Annotated in this window: 15 protein-coding genes; 7 read left to right on the top strand and 8 right to left on the bottom strand. The window is 75.9% G+C overall.

The annotated features are described in order from the left end of the window. Nucleotides 1-50 precede the first annotated feature (50 nt). The gene (locus ACZ6CZ_RS09770) at nucleotides 51-134 is read right to left on the bottom strand and encodes a putative leader peptide (protein WP_309486338.1); all 84 of its coding nucleotides are present in this window, start codon (nucleotides 132-134) and stop codon (nucleotides 51-53) included. 141 nt (nucleotides 135-275) lie between these two features. Between ACZ6CZ_RS09770 and ACZ6CZ_RS09775 the strand changes: the two genes are divergently transcribed. Continuing rightward, entirely contained in the window at nucleotides 276-2,729 is a 2,454-nt protein-coding gene (locus tag ACZ6CZ_RS09775; RefSeq protein ID WP_469017257.1) for an NACHT domain-containing protein, read from the top strand. Between the two features lie 35 nt (nucleotides 2,730-2,764). Here the strand turns inward: ACZ6CZ_RS09775 and ACZ6CZ_RS09780 are convergent, their stop codons facing one another. From ACZ6CZ_RS09780 to ACZ6CZ_RS09795, 4 genes are all read right to left on the bottom strand, one after another. Continuing rightward, the gene (locus tag ACZ6CZ_RS09780) at nucleotides 2,765-3,337 is read right to left on the bottom strand and encodes a GNAT family N-acetyltransferase (RefSeq protein ID WP_469017260.1); all 573 of its coding nucleotides are present in this window, start codon (nucleotides 3,335-3,337) and stop codon (nucleotides 2,765-2,767) included. A 59-nt stretch (nucleotides 3,338-3,396) separates the two neighbouring features. Next, nucleotides 3,397-4,731, bottom strand: coding sequence for a hypothetical protein (locus tag ACZ6CZ_RS09785; RefSeq protein WP_469017263.1), 1,335 nt, complete (start codon nucleotides 4,729-4,731; stop codon nucleotides 3,397-3,399). 213 nt (nucleotides 4,732-4,944) lie between these two features. Beyond that, entirely contained in the window at nucleotides 4,945-6,306 is a 1,362-nt protein-coding gene (locus tag ACZ6CZ_RS09790; protein WP_469017265.1) for a helix-turn-helix domain-containing protein, read from the bottom strand. A gap of 309 nt (nucleotides 6,307-6,615) precedes the next feature. Beyond that, nucleotides 6,616-8,253 carry an acyl-CoA dehydrogenase family protein gene (locus tag ACZ6CZ_RS09795; RefSeq protein ID WP_469017268.1) on the bottom strand — a complete coding sequence of 546 codons (1,638 nt, stop codon included), beginning with the start codon at nucleotides 8,251-8,253 and terminating at the stop codon, nucleotides 6,616-6,618. Nucleotides 8,254-8,405: 152 nt separating this feature from the next. On the opposite strand from ACZ6CZ_RS09795, the gene ACZ6CZ_RS09800 reads away from it, so the two are divergent. Both ACZ6CZ_RS09800 and ACZ6CZ_RS09805 read left to right on the top strand, forming a co-directional pair. Next, a complete protein-coding gene (locus ACZ6CZ_RS09800; RefSeq protein WP_469017271.1) occupies nucleotides 8,406-9,560 on the top strand; it encodes a YihY/virulence factor BrkB family protein in 1,155 nt (384 codons plus the stop codon). A 39-nt stretch (nucleotides 9,561-9,599) separates the two neighbouring features. Beyond that, a complete protein-coding gene (locus tag ACZ6CZ_RS09805) occupies nucleotides 9,600-10,286 on the top strand; it encodes a helix-turn-helix domain-containing protein (protein WP_469017274.1) in 687 nt (228 codons plus the stop codon). On the opposite strand, the gene ACZ6CZ_RS09810 is transcribed toward ACZ6CZ_RS09805, so the two are convergent. Next, complete coding sequence (locus ACZ6CZ_RS09810; RefSeq protein WP_469017277.1) at nucleotides 10,269-10,679, bottom strand: VOC family protein; 411 nt, start codon at nucleotides 10,677-10,679, stop codon at nucleotides 10,269-10,271. The two genes, ACZ6CZ_RS09805 and ACZ6CZ_RS09810, sit on opposite strands and share 18 nt — an antisense overlap. A gap of 131 nt (nucleotides 10,680-10,810) precedes the next feature. Here ACZ6CZ_RS09810 and ACZ6CZ_RS09815 point away from each other — a divergent pair, with 131 nt between their 5' ends. From ACZ6CZ_RS09815 to ACZ6CZ_RS09825, 3 genes are all read left to right on the top strand, one after another. Beyond that, entirely contained in the window at nucleotides 10,811-11,461 is a 651-nt protein-coding gene (locus ACZ6CZ_RS09815; protein WP_469017279.1) for a ThuA domain-containing protein, read from the top strand. Between the two features lie 156 nt (nucleotides 11,462-11,617). Continuing rightward, complete coding sequence (locus ACZ6CZ_RS09820) at nucleotides 11,618-12,481, top strand: isocitrate lyase/PEP mutase family protein (protein WP_469017281.1); 864 nt, start codon at nucleotides 11,618-11,620, stop codon at nucleotides 12,479-12,481. After that, nucleotides 12,478-12,771, top strand: coding sequence for a hypothetical protein (locus ACZ6CZ_RS09825; protein WP_469017284.1), 294 nt, complete (start codon nucleotides 12,478-12,480; stop codon nucleotides 12,769-12,771). The genes ACZ6CZ_RS09820 and ACZ6CZ_RS09825 overlap by 4 nt, the downstream gene beginning before the upstream one ends. 57 nt (nucleotides 12,772-12,828) lie before the next feature. Here the strand turns inward: ACZ6CZ_RS09825 and ACZ6CZ_RS09830 are convergent, their stop codons facing one another. Both ACZ6CZ_RS09830 and mmuM read right to left on the bottom strand, forming a co-directional pair. Continuing rightward, nucleotides 12,829-13,008 carry a hypothetical protein gene (locus ACZ6CZ_RS09830; RefSeq protein WP_469017287.1) on the bottom strand — a complete coding sequence of 60 codons (180 nt, stop codon included), beginning with the start codon at nucleotides 13,006-13,008 and terminating at the stop codon, nucleotides 12,829-12,831. Between the two features lie 80 nt (nucleotides 13,009-13,088). Next, a complete protein-coding gene (mmuM, locus tag ACZ6CZ_RS09835) occupies nucleotides 13,089-14,015 on the bottom strand; it encodes a homocysteine S-methyltransferase (protein WP_469017290.1) in 927 nt (308 codons plus the stop codon). A gap of 246 nt (nucleotides 14,016-14,261) precedes the next feature. Here mmuM and ACZ6CZ_RS09840 point away from each other — a divergent pair, with 246 nt between their 5' ends. Continuing rightward, nucleotides 14,262-15,983, top strand: coding sequence for a DUF2264 domain-containing protein (locus tag ACZ6CZ_RS09840; protein ID WP_469017293.1), 1,722 nt, complete (start codon nucleotides 14,262-14,264; stop codon nucleotides 15,981-15,983). Nucleotides 15,984-15,985: the final 2 nt, after the last annotated feature.

Consider the following 15,985-nt stretch of genomic DNA (forward strand, 5'->3'; position numbering starts at 1 on the left):
ACGGGGAGTCGGCGGTGCTCAGCCGGTGGCCTGCGGCCACCAGGGCGAGATCAGCTCGCCGGACAGATGGCGCTGGACATGCGGCCGAGGTCGACGTGACGCCGACTCACCAAGGCAATTCCAGTTCCGGACATGACGGAAGCGTGTCACGGGGATCTCTGGGCAGTCCACCATCGTCCAACATGCGGACGAAAGTATTTTGAATGATGAGACGAGGTGGCCTGCGTCACTCCAGGCGCCTCGGTGACGGGGGCACCGCATCGCCCCTATTCTGCATGGGCTGGACAAAGGGGGCGCCGGTGTGGGGGCAGTTGTGGGTGTGGGCCTCGGCGGTCGGGGCGCTGGTGCTCGGCGTCCTGGCCACGGCGCTGAAGGACGTGCTCAAGCCGGCCGCCACCGGCCTGCTGACCCGCTCCGGCTCCCGGCTCGCCCGCCTCCTCGGCGCCGACCACCGGCTGCTGCGCCGCTACGCCGACGCGCTCTACGACCGCCACCGCGACTTCCCCGTCCCGTTCGCCGACCACCGCATCCAGCGGCTGTCCACCAGCTCCGCCTACGTTCCGCTGCGGGTCGTGGAGGGGCCGCGCGCCACCGCCGGGCCCGGCGACGAGGAGAGCGGGCACGACGCCTCGGAGACCCTGGAGCGGGTCCGCCGGGCTGTGGTGTGCGGCGACCCCGGGGCCGGCAAGAGCATGCTGCTGAAGCACACGGTGCTGCGGTGGGCGCTGCGGCGCCGGGAACCGGTCGCTCCCGCGGCCGCGCCGGCACCGGTGGCCCCGGCGGGACACGGAGGCGGCCGGGGCAGGGCATCGCCGCGGCTGCCGTGGCCGTCGCGGGGCCGCGGCGCGCGCGCCCGGCGGACGGCGGAGCCGGAACCGGTCCCCGTCCTCGTCGACCTGCACCTGCTGGACCTCACGCAGACCGACTTCACCGACCATCTCGTCCGGCACTTCGAGGAGCACGACTGCCCCGGCGTCCGGCCGGACTGGATCAGGGAACGCCTGCGCGAGGGCCGTATCGCCCTCTATCTGGACGGCCTCGACGAGGTGCCCGCGCAGCGCCGGCCCCAGACGGTCGAGAAGATCAGGGAGCTGGCCACCGTGAGCGGGAAGGTCCGCATCGTGGTCACCTGCCGGACCGCCGTCTACCCCGCGCACCGCGGCCGGCTGATCGAGGCCTTCGACCAGGTCCTCGCCGTGCAGGAGTTCAGCGACCACCTCATCCGGCGCTTCCTGGCGGACTGGCCCTGGCCGCGGGAGTTCGCCAAGGACTCCGTCGACCGGCTGCTGCGGGCCCTCCAGGACACCCCCCGGCTGATGTCCCTCGCCCGCAACCCCCTGCTGCTGACGATGATCGCCTACCTGTACACCCATGTGTACCCCGGCACCGGCAAGGCCCTGCCGCGCACCCGTGCCGAGTTCTACCAGCAGGTGACCAGCGTCTTCGTCGGCGACCGGGAGCGGCTCGGCAACCTGTTCCCGCCCGAGGTCAAGCGGGCGGTGCTGCGCCGGCTCGGGCTGCGGGCGCAGGACGCGCTCACCGGCGACGGGACGGGACGCGAGCTGAGCGTCGGCGCGGTGCGCGAGTGGACCGAGGAGGCGCTGGCGGCCGAGCGCGAACCCGTCGAGCAGGCCAAGGGGGTGCTGGTGGAGATCGTCGAGCGCAGTGGGCTGCTGATCCGGGTCGCCGGCGACGAGCGCTACCAGTTCGCCCACCTCACCCTCCAGGAGTACCTGGCCGCCACCGCACTCGCCGGCGACTGGCCCGGCCTGCTGGAGCGCCACCGCGCGGACCCGCAGCGCTGGCGGGAAACGGTGCGGCTGTGGTTCGGCAGCGCGGAGGGCGACTGCTCGCCGATGATCGAGGACGTGCGCCGCTACGACGCGCTGCTGGCTCTGGAGTGCCTGGCCGACGCCGGCCGGGTGGACGACGCGCTGGCGGACGCCGTCATCGCGGACGCCTGGGCCACGCTCCGGCAGGCCCGCGCGGACCTGGAGGTCACCTCGCCGGCGGCGGCGTTCGGGGCGCTCGCCCGCGACCCGCGGCCCCGGGGGAACGCCGTGTTCGAGGAGCTGCGGACGGCCGCGGCGGACCCGGTCCCGGGGCCGGTGCGGGCCGCGGCCGTGAGCGCGCTCGCCGCGACCGCGCTGCCCCGTGCCGCCGGGGAACTGGCGGCGCTGCTGCTCGACCCCGCCTCCGAGACGCCGGACCGGTTCACCGACCGCTCCGACCTGGCCGACGCGCTCGTGGGCATGGGCGACATCGCCGTCCCCGCGCTGCGCCGCGCGGTGGCGCCCGGCCGGTCCGAGGCCGTCCACATGCTGGGCCGGATCAGGACCCCGGTCGCGGCGCTCGCCCTGCTGGACGTGATGGCGCGGGAGGAGGACGCCGCCCTGCCGAGCGCCTGCTTCCTCGGTGACCTGGTGCGGCTGCCGGCGACGCGGGACGCCCTGCGGGACGGCTCGCCCGGCGAGTGGTCCGGGCCGCTGGCCGACGGCAGCCACGACTGGGTCTGGGCGCCGTACGCCCTGGGCCCCGGCGATCCGCTGGTGCGGGTGATGGGCTGCGCCGCCCGGCTGATCCGGCGGGCCTACGAGGAGGGAGGCGTGCCCAGCGAGGCCGTCCTGGACGAGCGGCTGCTGTCCGCGCTGGGCCTGGCCCGGCGCGGCGGCCGCACCGCCCGGCGCTGGGGCACGGAGGACACCGCCCCCGGCACCGGCGGCCGCTGAGCCGACGGGGCCCGGTGGGAGCCGGGCGCCCGGTGTCAGCCGGCCAGCGCTCCCGGCCAGGGGCCGGGCGGGACCACCTCGGGCTCCTCCTCGACCTTGGTGTCGAACAGCCGGAACCCGCGCCGCAGGTAGTTGTCCATGGCGAACTTCCCGTCCCTGCTGCACGTGTGCAGCCACACCCGCTCGGTCGGCCGGTGTCCGGGCCACCGGTCCGCGAGGTCCCAGGCGCGGGCCGTGCCGTGGGCGAGCAGGTGGCCGCCGATCCGGCGGCCGCGGAAGGCGGGGATCAGGCCGAAGTAGACGATCTCGACGGCGCCCTCCGCCTGCGGCTCCAGCTCGACGTAACCGGCCGGGGTGCCGCGGTCGTACGCCACCCAGGTCTCGACGCCCGGCCGGTTCAGGTACTCCTGCCACCGGTCGTACGTCCAGCCGAGCCGGTCGATCCAGCAGATGTCCCCGCCGACCGAGGCGTAGAGGAAGCGGCTGAACTCGGGGGAGGGCACCTCGGCGCGCTCGATGCGCAGGCCGCCTTCGGGGGCGGCGGCGGGCAGGAGGTCGGCCGGGGAGGTCTGCTCCAGGGACCAGGTGGTCAGGGCAACGCTGTTCATGCGGGCCAGGGAATCATCCGGGGCCGGGACCTGTCGATCGCGTCCGGCCCCCGGACGCCCTAGCCCAGCGAGTCGTCCACCGACGCCAGCGGCACCGAGAAGAGCATCCGGTCCGACACCGACCACACCGTGCCCGTTCCCTGCCAGTACGACAGCGATCCGGCGCCCTCCGCCCAGCAGCGGTGGCCGGAGTCGGAGCCGCAGCGGGCCGCCTCGGCCCCCGTGCCGTCCTGGCGCCACAGGCTGCCGCGGCCGTCGAAGGAGCCGAAGACGCGTCCGAGGTACCAGGAGGAGCCGGTGGCCCCGCGGGCACGGTGGGCGAGCACCCCGGTGATCCCGGCGGCCCGGGTCTCGTACGCCTCGCTCGCGTCCACCCGCCCGGCGGCGTCGGCGGCGAGCAGCCCGCCGCGTGCCGGGTCGCGGCTGAAGGGGTACCGCCACAGCCGGGCGTGCCGGTCGCTGCCCGGCGGGGTGGACTCGGCGAGGACCAGGCTGTCGGGCGCGGAGCCGCGGTCCAGGGCGAGCGCGCCGGGACAGGGGGCCGCCGTCGCGGCGCACCGGCCGGAGGCGAAGCGGTAGGCGGCGACGGCGGGCATCACGTACCGGTGACCGTCGGCGGCCCAGCCGCCCGGTACGCGGCCGATCGCCGGGGCGTCCACGGTGGTGCGCTGGATGCGGTTCAGGTCGTAGACGTACAGCGCCTCCCCGGCGCCCCGGCGGGCGGTGACCAGGAGTCTGTTCTGGTACCAGACCATGCCGGAGACCTGCGAGGTGAGGCCCCGGTAGTCACGGCCGCCGTCGACCGGCACCACCAGCAGCACCCAGCGGTAGTCCGGGCGGCCGGGGTCGTCGGCGTTCACGACCGCGACCCGGGCGAGGCCCCGCTCGGCGGCGGGGCCGGAGCCGGCGCCGTGGGTCCAGCCGGTGAGGATCACCCGGTGCGGGCCCCAGCGGCCGTCGTCGTCCGCGTCCCCGGACGTGGTCACCGAGGCGGGCCGCCAGCCGGCGGTGCCGGTGTCGGCCGGGTCCCAGCAGTAGGCGCGGCTCGCGGCGGGCGCGGAGGGCAGCGACGCGCGGTCGGCGGCGCCGCAGCCGGCTCCCTCGCGCAGGTGGCCGTCGGTGTCGCCGAGGACCGCGTCCACACCGACCGGGGCGCCCATCGCGGCGGCCAGCCGGTCCAGCGAACGCCCGGGCACCAGGTGCTCCTGGAGGCGCAGCTGCCGGGTGGCGGCCGGGGAGGTCAGCGGCTTCAGGGCGCCGGGGTCCTCGGCGACCGTGGCCTGCGACGTGCTGATCAGCGTGGCGGCCGCGGTCAGGGCCAGCGCGGTCCCGGCCAGGACGCCGCGCAGTGCCGCGCCCCGCCTGCGTCTGCGGTGTCTGCCGCGATACTTCATGTCTCCTCCCGAGCGGGCCAACTGCGCCTGATGGTCGGCATGTTGACCGAGGAGCAGGTGGGGAGGCCCACGAAGGATGCTACGGCAGTGCGGGCCGCGCGGGTCGAAGTCTGCGCAAATATGCGGAAGACACCTCCGGATTCGGGCATGTGGCCCCACGCGGTCCAGGTGGGGAGATGCCGGACCCGGGCCCCTCGGCCCCCGCCGGCCGCCTCAGCCCCCGCCGGCTGCCCCGCCCCGCCCGGCGGCCTCCGCCCGCGCCGCTGCATGCGCCGCCTCACGCGTCTCCACCCGCTCCGCGCCTGGTCCGGTCGGGCGGGAGGGCAGGCCGGTGGGGTCACCGGGTGGCAGCACCTCGACCTCCACGTCCTCGCAGAAACGATACGGCCGATGTTCCAGGAGCGCCCCGAGGTACCGCCGGACCCTGGACATCTCGGCCCGTACCGTCACCGTGCGGGACCGGTCGCCGAAGAGGGCCCCGGCCAGGTCCGCCGCGCTGCGGCCGGCCCGGTGCACGGCCAGCAGCTGAAGCAACTCCGCGTGCCGCGGACTCAGTTCACAGGACCAGGAACCCGCGGCGCCGGACACCGTCACCGACCGGCGGTGCGGCCTGCCCAGGTCCAGCACGACCCGGGTGGCGGTGGCCGGCGGCTCGTCGGCCGCCCGCAGCAGCCAGCCCCCGGCCAGGGGCTCCACCGAGCACGGCCCGAGCGACGGCAGCCACCGGCGCCCCGGGGCCAGGGACGCGGGCAGCGCCACCCGCCGGGGGTACGGCATCCCGGTCACCGCGGCCGTCCAGCCGTCGGCGTCCACCACCAGCGCCCGTCCCCGCAGCCCGGCCAGCACCGGCGCCGCGGTCGCGCGCAGCCGTTCCAGGGCGGCCAGGTGCCGCTCCCGCAGGCGGGCCTCGGCGAGCTTGGCCACCGAGTCGACCCAGGCCAGGGTCGCCGGATGCATCGTCTCCAGCGGGCCGCTGACGTCCACCACGCCCAGCAGCCGGCCGTCCCGCGGGTCGGTGACCGGGGCGCCCGAGCAGGTCCAGGAGGTGTGCGAGCGGACGAAGTGCTCGGCGGCGAACACCTGCACGGGCCGCCGCTCCACCGCCGGGGTGCCCAGGCCGTTGGTGCCGACGACGTCCTCGCGCCAGTCGGCGCCGAGTTCGAAGCCGAGGCCGTCGGCCTTGCGCAGCACCGGCGCCGACCCCTCGCGCCACAGCACGCGGCCGTCCGCGTCGGCGACCACCATGATGTGCTGGGCCACGTCCGCGACCGAGAGCAGCCCCTCGCGCAGCACCGGCAGGATGTGCCGCAGCGGTGACTCCTCGCGCCGGCGCCGCAGTTCGTCCGGGGACAGCAGCCCCGACCGGAAGTCGTGGTCGGGGTCGACGCCGCCGCGCAGCATCCGTCCCCAGGACTGCTCGATCACCGGCCGGGGCGCGAACCGCGTCCGTCCACCGGCGAGCGTGGCCTCGCGGACCTCGTTCAGCACCCGCGCCGCCCGCGCCGCGTCCACGGCGGCCAGTCGGGCCACGTCGATCGGCGGGTCCACCACTTGGGTTCCTCCCCGGGAAGGCATCGCACACGGCTGTCGGGCGCCGGACGGCGCTCTGCGGTCCGGCGTCGTGGTCCCATGGTGCCGCCCGGGGGTGCCGGTGGCACACCGGCGCGGCACAGTTGTCGCGGGGTTGCAACCCCTTGCAACCCTGGTGAACCGCCGCACCGTGGCCGAGACTTGTCCACGGCGCCGCCTCCGGGCGGTGTTCGCGGCCTCGAACAGGCCCGTGCCACGGGGGTGGTGCCGTGTCGGCGCAGCACCACCCCCGCGGCTGCCGCGACGGGCCGCCGCGGCCGGGGGCGAGCCGGTGAACCGGCGGGCGCCGCCCGCTCAGCCGACCGCGCGTGCCCGGTCCACCACCGCCGCGAGGTCCAGGCCGCTCGGCAGCGTGCCGAACGCCGCGCCCCGGTCGCCGCCCAGCCGGGACGCGCAGAACGCGTCGGCCACCTCCGGCGGCGCGTAGCGCACCAGCAGGCTTCCCTGGAGCGCCAGCGCCAGCCGCTCCACGAGCCGCCGGGCGCGCTCCTCGATGCCGTCCAGGTCGGCGAGTTCGGCGAACAGGTCCTTCACCGCCCGGTCGAGGCGGTGGTCGGCGCCGTGTGCCCGCCCTATCTCCTGGAGGCAGGCGTCCAGCGCGCCGGGCTCCCGCTGCAGCGCCCGCAGGACGTCCAGCGCCTGCACGTTCCCGGCGCCCTCCCAGACGGAGTTCAGCGGTGACTCGCGCACCAGCCGGGGCAGCCCCGACTCCTCGACGTAGCCGTTGCCGCCCAGGCACTCCGCGGCCTCCACCGCGACCGGCGTACAGCGTTTGGTCACCCAGTACTTGGCGGTCGGCACCGCCAGCCTGAGGAAGGCGCGTTCCGTCTCGCCGCCGTCGTCGTAGGCCGCCGCGAGCCGCAGGGCCAGCGCCGTCGCGGCCTCCGACTCCAGTGCCAGGTCGGCCAGTACGTTGCGCATGAGCGGCTTGTCGACGAGCGTGCCGCCGAACGCCCGGCGGTGCGTGCAGTGGTGGACGGCCTGCGCCACCGCCTGCCGCATCAGCCCGGCGGAGCCCAGCGCGCAGTCCAGCCGGGTCGCGGCGACCATCCCGATGATGGTGCGCACCCCGCGCCCCTCCTCGCCGACCCGGCGCGCCCAGGTGCCGTCGAACTCGACCTCGGCGGAGGCGTTGGAGCGGTTGCCCAGCTTGTCCTTGAGGCGCTGGAGGAGGAAGACGTTGCGGGTGCCGTCCGGCAGGACGCGCGGGACGAGGAAGCAGGTGGGCCCGCCCGGGGCCTGCGCGAGCACCAGGAACGCGTCGGACATCGGGGCCGAGCAGAACCACTTGTGCCCGGTCAGCAGATAGGTGCCGGCCTCGGCCAGCGGCACCGCGGCGGTGGTGTTGGCGCGGACGTCGCTGCCGCCCTGCTTCTCCGTCATGCCCATGCCGAACAGGGCGCCGGGCTTCTCGTGGGCGGGGCGCAGCTCGCGGTCGTAGATCACCGAGGTCAGCCGCGGTTCCCACGCGGCGGCCAGCTCCGGGTCGGTGCGCAGCGCCGGCACCGCCGCGTGGGTCATCGACAGCGGGCAGCCGTTGCCGGCCTCGACCTGGGACCAGATCAGGAATCCCGCCGCCCGCCGCACATGCCCGGCCGGGCGCGTCCAGGCGCCGGTCAGCCCGGCCGAGACGCCCTTGCCGAGCAGCCGGTGCCAGGCCGGGTGGAAGTCGACCTCGTCGATCCGGTTGCCGTAGCGGTCGTGGGTGCGCAGCCGGGGCGGGTTCTCGTTCGCCTGCGCCCCCCACTCCTGCACCTGCGCGGAGCCCGAGGTGCGGCCGAGCCCGGACAGCTCCGCGCGCACCTCCTCGAGCAGCGACGGATCGGTGTGGCGCTCGACCGCCTCGACGAGGGCGCGGTCGGTGGTGAAGAGGTCGTACCCGACCAGCGGGGGCGGCTGGTTCGTCACGGTGTGGGTGGTGTTGCCTGCCATGTCAGCGAACCTACTCAAGGGCGACGGCGGTGGTCACCAGGGTGGCACACGGGCCCGTCCCCGCGCTGCCACCCCGCACCGGCGGGACCGGACGGCCCCGCTCCCCGCCCCGTGAGGTGAGAAGGTCCCGCCGCGGCGGATACCGTTGGACCGTGCAGCCAGCAAGTGAATCCCCCGAGCGGCCCGGCGGCCGGCTCCACCGGGCCAGAGCCCTGTACCGGAACGTCTCCAAGCGCAGGACCGGCTGGCTGTTGCTCAAGGACACCGTCAACTCCTGCATGGAGTACCGCATCCTCGGCCTGGCGGCGGAGGCGGCGTTCTTCACGCTGCTGTCCGTGCCGCCGCTGCTGCTGAGCCTGATCGGCCTGCTCGGCTACGTCGACGACTGGACCGGCGCCGACACCATCGCCAGCCTGGAGAGCAACCTGCTGGACGCCTCCCGCACCGTCCTGTCGGACAAGGGCGTGAAGGAGATCGCCGAGCCGATCCTGAACGACGTGATGAAGGGCGGCCGCCCCGACATCATCTCCATCGGCTTCCTCTTCGCCCTGTGGTCGGGCTCCCGCGCGGTGAACGTCTTCATCGACACCATCACCGTGATGTACGGCCTCGACGGCGTCCGCGGCATCGTGCGGACCCGGATCATGGCCTTCCTGCTGTTCATCGTGGCCCTGCTGATCGGCTCGGTCGCGCTGCCGCTGATGGTGGCGGGGCCGGACGCGGTGGTCCGGGTGGTGCCGTGGTCGGAGACGGTGGTGCAGGTCCTGTACTGGCCGGTGGTGATCGTGCTGTCCATCGCCTTCCTGACGACGCTGTACCACGTCTCGGTGCCGGTCCGCTCGCCCTGGATCGAGGACGTGCCCGGCGCCCTGGTCGCCCTGGCGATGTGGGTCCTGGGCAGCTTCCTGCTGCGCATCTACCTCACCCACACCATCGAGGGCGCCACGATCTACGGCTCCCTCGCGGCCGCCGTCGCCGTCCTGCTGTGGATCGGTGTGTCCGCGTTCGCCGTGCTCGTCGGCGCCGCCGTCAACGCCGCGATCGACCGCGTCTGGCCGGCCGCCGCCACGGCCGCGGCCCGTGCCGCGCAGGAGCGGCTGCGGGAGGCGCAGGTCGCCGAGTACGTCGCCCGCGCCGCCGCCGGCCTGGAGACCGACCCCGACGACCCGGACATGCCCTCCGAGTTCCCCGAGCGCTGGTCCCGCTTCCTGCCCCCCGAGGACGTCACCTCACGCCTGCGCACCCACCTGAAGCACACCCACCACGGGCCCAGGAGCAACGGCCACACCCCGCCGTCCGACCAGTAGGCCCGGCCGGGCAGGGCCGGGCGGCGTAGCCTGGCGCCCATGTACCGGGAACGGCCCGCGCGGCTGGCCGGCGCGGTGGTCTGGCGGCGCACGGCCGAGGACTCCGCCGCCCGGCCCGTGCTGCCCGACGGCTGCATGGACCTGCTGTGGAGCGAGGGCCGGCTGCTGGTCGCGGGCCCGGACACCCGCGCGTACGTCCCCGGCGGCCCGCCGCGCTCCTGGGCGGGCGTCCGCTTCTTCCCCGGCACCGGCCCCGCCCTGCTGGGCGTACCGGCCCACGAGGTGCGCGACCGGCGGGTGGACCTGGCCGACCTGTGGCCCGCCGCCGAGGTGCGCCGGCTGCGGGCCCGTGTCGAGGCGGCGACCGGCCCGGCGGCCGGCCTGGAGGAGGCCGCCCTGGAGCGGGCGGCCCTGCCGCAGCCGCCCGACCCGCTGCTCGGACGGCTGGTCGCGGCGCTGGACGCGGGCCGCCCGGTGGCCGCCACCGCCGACGGACTCGGCATCGGCGCCCGCCAGTTGCACCGCCGCTGCCTGACCGCGTTCGGCTACGGCCCGAAGACCCTCGCCCGCGTCCTGCGGCTGCAACGGGCCCTGGCCCTCGCCCGCTCCGGGCTGCCCTACGCCGAGACCGCGGTCCGCGCCGGGTACGCCGACCAGCCGCACCTCGCCCGGGACGTACGGGACCTCGCCGGTATGACGCTGGGCGAGCTACTCGCCGCCGGGTAGCGGCGCGAACAGGTCGACGCCGTTGCCGTCCGGGTCGTGCACGGTGGCGTACCGCTGGCCCCAGAAGGCGTCGAACGGCTTCAGCCCGCTGTCGTACCCGGCGCCCACCAGGTCCTCGTGGACGGCGTCCACCCCGGCGGGCGAGCCGCAGTGGAAGGCGAGCGAGATCCGCCCGCCCCCGGCCGGCGGGCGCCAGCCGGGGTGGAAGGAGCGGACGGTGTCCTCGGTGTCCAGGGCGAGCGTCAGCCCGCCGGGCAGCCGGGCCTCCACATGCGGCTGCTCCTCGGCGCCCGCGGGGAAGTCCAGCCCGAGGCGGCGGTAGAAGGCGAGCGAAGCGGCCAGGTCGGAGACCACCACGCCGATCACGGCGCACTGCGCAGTCGTAGGAGTCATGCGGCCACCGTAGGCGGCGGCCCGCCACCCGGTCTTGAACGAATCGGACAGGACCGCACAGCCGCGGGACCCGCACAGCCGCGGGACCCGCACGGCGGCGCCGGTCCGCCCGGGCGGCAGGATGGGACGCCATGACGCACCGACTGCTGATCTTCACCCGCACCACCGACTACCGGCACGAGTCGATCCCGGACGCCGTGGACGCCGTGCGCGGCCTCGGGGAGTTCGAGGCGGAGCACACCGAGGACCCCGCGGACCTGGAGCGGCCGCTCGACCGGTTCGCGGCCGTCGTCTTCCTCTCCACCAGCGGCGACGTGCTGACCCCCGCCGGCCGCGACCGGCTGGCCGCGTACGTCGGCTCGGGCGGCGGGTTCGCCGGGGTGCACGCGGCGGCCTGCACCGAGTACGGGTGGCCGTCCTACGGCACGCTGCTCGGCGCCCGCTTCGCGCGGCACCCGGAGTACCAGCCGGGCCGGGTCGTGACCGAGGACCGCACCCACCCCGCCACCCGGCACCTGCCGGCCGCCTGGCACCTCACCGACGAGTGGTACGACTTCCGCGACAACCCGCGCGACCGGGTGCGCGTCCTGCTGTGCGCCGACGAGTCCTCGTACGAGGGCGGCGGCATGGGCGCCGACCACCCGCTGGCCTGGTGCCGCGCACAGGGCGACGGGCGGGTGTTCTACACCGCGCTCGGGCACGCGCGCGAGCTCTACCGGGACCCGGACTTCCTCGCCCACCTGCGCGGGGGCATCGGCTGGGCGGCCGGTGTCCTCGCGTGACGTTTCTCCGGTGAACCGCTTGCGCCATCGGGGTGAGTAAAGCCTGTCCTGCGAGAAGGTCACGTAAAGACCCAGAGATGCTCTTGTCCTGGTAAAGGACTGTCGAGGCGCGGGGACCGCGAGGACCCGCGCCACCCCCACAGGAGGAGCCGGACTGTGTCGTACGGGAAGAAGCTGCGCGAGCGGATCGCCGGGCCGGGGACCACACCGCTGATCGGCGTCTACGACATGTACTCGGCGTCGATCGCGGCGAAGCACTACGACGGGATGTTCGTCTCCGGCTTCGGGTTCGCGGCGTCGTACTACGGACTGCCGGACATCGGCTTCATCGCCTGGCCGGACATGGTGGCCTTCGTCCAGCGGCTGCGGGGCGCGTTCCCGCACCACCACCTGCTGGTCGACATCGACGACGGGTACGTCGACCCGGAGGTCGCCTGCCACGTCGTCGAGGGCCTCGAGCGCATCGGCGCCTCCGGCGTGATCCTCGAGGACCAGAAGCGGCCGCGCCGCTGCGGACACGCCGACGGCAAGCAGGTGCTGCCGCTGGAGGAGTACCTGGAGAAGCTGGAGAAGGTGCTCGCCACCCGCGGGGACCTGGTGGTCGTGGCCCGCACGGACGCCACCGACGAGCACGACATCCTGCACCGCGCCGCGCGGCTGGCCGCCACGGACGCCGACGTCGTCCTGGTCGACGGGGTGCGCAGCGTGGAGTGGATCCACCGGATCAGGGAGGTCGTGGGCGACAAGCCGCTGCTGTTCAACCAGATCGCCGGCGGCAAGTCGCCCCGGCTCTCGCTCGGCGAGCTGTCCGCGCTCGGCGTCGACGTAGCGATCTACAGCACGCCGTGCCTGTTCGCCGCGCACGAGGCGGTGGACTCCGCGCTGGCCGGGCTGAAGGCGGCGGACGGCCGGCTGCCGGAGGTGGACGCGTCGAGGGGGATCGGCGTCCAGGCGGCCACCAGGCTGCTGGAGCGCAACATCGCCCGGGACCGGTCGGTGCCCGAGGGCGTGGGCGTGTGACCGGTACCGCCCCCCGGCCGGCGGCCGCCGCGCTGATCGCGGCGGCGTTCCTGTGCGCCGCCGCCGGGCCCGCGGCCGCCACCGGGAGCCTGGTCACCGTCATCGACAACTCGCGGGCCGACTCGATCCTGGAGGTGGACCGCGCGGGCAACGTGGAGATCGGCGACGGCACCGCGGGCAGCGACCACGACGGCAGCGCCGTCGACGTGGTGGAGGCGCTCGTCACCGCTGACCACCCCGGCCCGGACGCCCGCCCGGACCCCGGCGCGGACCCGGACCGGGAGGACTGAGGCCGGGGCGCCGGGACTCGCGGCGGCCGGGCCCCCCTGCGGGAGGTGCCCGGCCGCTCAGTGCCCGGCGGGAGCGGGCCGGGCGGGCCCGTCCGCCCGGACGCCGGGGGTGGCGACGGCGACGCGGTGCGGTCCCGGGGCGAGGGTCCGGGTGGCGGCCCCAGCCGTGCCGAAGGCGGTGACCAGGGCCACCGCGGCGAGCGCGAACGAGGCTGCGGTGCGCGTGCTGAGGTTCATGCCGGGGCAACGATCATGGCCGTACACGGTCACCGCGGCACGTCCGAACGGGCGGCGCCGGGCACCGGGAGGGCGCCGGTTCAGGCGGAGCGCAGCGTGCGCGCGACCGAGGCGATGGCCTGCGGTCCGACCCGGCAGCAGCCGCCGATCAGCCGTGCCCCGGCGGCGCGCCAGACGGCCACCTGCTCCGGGCCGAACGTGCCGCTCCCGGTCCAGGCGCGCGCCCGGGCGTCCCAGGTCTCGCCGCTGTTGGGGTAGACGACGACCGGCTTGCCGGTCACCCGGGCCGCGACCCGCGCGGCGTGCTCCGCGTCGCCGGGCGCGCAGCAGTTGACGCCGACCGCGATCACCTCGTCCGCGTCGGCGGCCGGGGCGAACGCCTCCTCCAGCGGCTGACCGGCGCGGGTGCGGTCACCGTCCACGGTGTACGACAGCCAGGCCGGCACCCCGAGCCCGCGCACCGCCCGCAGCAGCGCGGCCGCCTCATCGGCGTCCGGGACCGTCTCCAGGGCGAGGACGTCGGGCGCGGCCGCGGCCAGCACCTCCAGGCGCGGCCGGTGGAAGCGCTCCAGCTCGCCGGTGCTCAGCCCGTACCGGCCGCGGTACTCGGAGCCGTCCGCGAGCATCGCCCCGTAGGGCCCGGCCGACGCCGCGACCCACAGCGGGCGGGTGATCCCCTCGGCGCGGGCCCGTCCGGCCGCCCGGCGGGCCAGCTCCACGCTCAGCGCGAGCAGCCGGGCCGCTTCCGCGCGATCGATCCCGCGCCTGCCGAACCCCTCGAAGGTGGCCTGGTAGCTGGCGGTGATCGCCACGTCGGCGCCCGCCCGGAAGTAGGCCAGGTGCGCCTCGGTGACCGCCTCGGGCCGCTCGGCGAGCAGCCGCGCCGACCACAGCTCGTCGCTCAGGTCGTGTCCGGCCGCGGCGAGCTGGTTGGACATGCCGCCGTCCAGGACGAGGGTTTCGGCGGCGAGCGCCGCGGCGAGGCCGGGGGTGGTGTCGCTGGTCATGACCCGACGCTAGTCCACCCGGGCTCCGGCCAGGGCGGACGTCCGGCCACCGGGACATACGTCCCGCCCCGCGGGGGTGCGGGCGCACCGGGAGGCCGGAACGTGCTCTAGAAAGCGCTTGCGGAAGGGGGTAGGGTCCACCGGCCGGGGCACCCCGCCACGGGTCCGGGTGCCGGGTCGCCCCGACCGGAACCGGGGCGGCCCGGGCCCCGCCGCCCGAGCACCCGCCCGGAAGGACGACCCGCGTTGCCGCACCTGCCCGCCGACGACCGCGCCCTCAGCCCCCGCACCGGCTACACCCGGGCGCACTGGGAGGCCGCGGCGGACGGCCTGCTCGCCGCCGTGGCGCCGTACGCCACCGCCGACCGCGCCCTCTACCACCTGCCCGGCGGCCGCGAGAGCCGGTCGGGCCGCCTCTCCGACGGCCTGGAGGGGTACGCCCGCACCTTCCTGCTCGCCGCCCTGCGCCGGGACGAGACCGTCCTCGGCCGGTACGCCGAGGGCCTGGCCGCGGGCACCGCGGGCGTCTGGCCGAGGGTCGAGGACCGCGGCCAGCCCCTGGTCGAGGCCGCCTCCGTCGCCCTGGCGCTGCGGCTGACGCGCCCCCTGCTGTGGGACCGCCTGGACGACGCGGTGCGGCAGCGGGCGGCGGCCTGGCTGGCCGACGCGCTGACGGCCGAACCCTGGCCCTGCAACTGGGAGTTGTTCCCGGTCACCGTCGGCGGCTTCCTCGCCGGGACCGGTCACGCGGCCGAGGCCGCCCGCAAGGCCGTCGACCGCGGCCTGGAACGCATCGAGCGGTGGTACGTCGGCGACGGCTGGTACACCGACGGCGACGGCCGCACGTTCGACTACTACAACGGCTGGGCGATGCACCTCTACCCGGTGCTGCACGCCTGGCTCGCCGGCGACCCGGCCCTGCTGGAGCTGTACGGCGGCCGCCTGGAGGCCCACCTCGCCGGCTACGCCCGGCTGTTCGGCGGCGACGGCGCCCCGGTGCGCCAGGGCCGCTCCCTGACCTACCGCTTCGCCACCGCCGCCCCGCTCTGGCTGGGCGCGCTGACCGGCCGTACGCCGCTGGCGCCGGGGGAGACCCGCAGGCTCGCCTCGGGCGCGCTGCGGTACTTCCTGGAGCGGGGCGCGACCGACGACCGGGGCGTGCTGACCCTCGGCTGGCACGGCCCCGACGAGACGGTCCTGCAGCCCTACTCGGGGCCGGGGTCGCCGTACTGGGCGAGCAAGGGCTTCCTCGGCCTGCTGCTGCCGCCCGAACACCCGGTGTGGACGGCGCCCGAGGAGCCGGGCCCGGCGGAGCGCGCGGACGCGGTGACCCCGCTCGCCGCCCCCAACTGGCTGGTGCAGTCCACCCGTGCGGACGGGCTGGTGCGCCTGCACAACCACGGCAGCGAGGACGTCCGCTACGACCCGTACTACACCCGGCTGGCCTACTCGACGGTCACGGCGCCCGCCGGCACCTACGACAACAGCGTGATCGTCGGCGGCGATCCGAGCCGTACGGACATCGTGCCGCTGGGCACCGGCGACGGCTGGGCGGCCTCCCGGCACACGGTCCGGGACGGCGTCACGGTCACCAGCCTGGTGGTGGCCGAGGGTGCGGTGGAGGTGCGGGCCCACCTGGTGGCCGGCGCGGCTCCCGGCACCCCGGTAAGGGTGACGGGCTGGACTGCGGCGCCGGGGACCCGGACCGAACTGGCGCCCGCCGCGGGCCTGTCGGCGGACCTGGAGGGCGTCATGGGCGAGCGGCCCACCCTCTTCGTCGCCCTCGCCCGCCTCACCGCCGAACCGGACCCCCCGCCCCTGGCCGGGACCGTGACCGTGGAGACGCGCGGGCACGACGAACTGCGCGTCCGCTGGGCGGCGGGCGGGTCCTCGGTCTTCCGCTTCACGGCGACCCGGCCGCCCGGACCGTCCGCGGGGGCGCCGGAGTGGTCGGTGACGCCCGGGTGAGC

The sequence above is a fragment of the Streptomyces sp. NPDC041135 genome, from assembly GCF_055592085.1.